The organism is Pseudomonas sp. SWRI179, assembly GCF_014268705.1.
Lineage (GTDB): Bacteria > Pseudomonadota > Gammaproteobacteria > Pseudomonadales > Pseudomonadaceae > Aquipseudomonas > Aquipseudomonas zanjanensis.
Genome location: NZ_JABWRA010000125.1, coordinates 1 through 750, shown reverse-complemented (window position 1 = coordinate 750; position 750 = coordinate 1). Strand labels below are relative to the sequence as shown.

The 750-nt window shown below is 66.0% G+C and carries 1 pseudogene; it reads left to right on the top strand.

Annotated elements, in window-relative coordinates:
- Positions 1 to 750: pseudogene (locus HU767_RS28520) on the top strand (RHS repeat protein); the annotation flags it as partial.

Below are 750 nucleotides of genomic sequence, written 5' to 3'. Positions count from 1 at the left end.
GAGCACGGCGAGGACGGTTCGCAATGGGTCACCCGCTACCAGCGCGACGCGGCCGGGCGGCTGCAACTCAAGACCTTGCCCGACGGCCAGGCCATCGAATACCGCTACGACGAACTGGGCCGGCTGGTCTACGTCGATGACGGCAGCGACCATCCGCTGGCCTTCGAATACGACGCTCAAGATCGGCTGATCACTGAGCACCAGGGCTGGGGCACCCTGCGTTATCGCTACGATGCCTGCGGGCGCCTCAACCACCTGCGCCTGCCGGACGACAGCCTGCTCGACTACCACCACGCCCCGGGCGGCGCACTGACCGCCATCGACCTCAACGGCGCGCGCCTGACCGAACACCGCTTTGACGGCAGCCGCGAACGGCAACGCCAGCAAGGCCAGTTGCTCAGTGACTACAGGTACGACGAACAGGGTCGCCTCAAGGCCCAGACCGCGTGGCAGAACCCACAGCAGCAACTGCTCTGGCGCGACTATACCTACAGCCCCAAGGGCAACCTGCAAACCCTTTCCGACCACCGAAACCGCCGCAGCTACCAGTACGATTCTCTAGATCGCCTGACCCGCATCGACTTTTCCCACAGCGAACCGCCGGAACACTTCAGCCACGACCCGGCCGGCAACCTGCTGATGCAGGACCGCCCCGGCCCGACCACCCTCAAGGGCAACCGCCTGCTGAAGGAGGGCGACCGCCACTACGACTACGACGCCTTCGGCAACCTGATCCGCGAACGCCGCGGC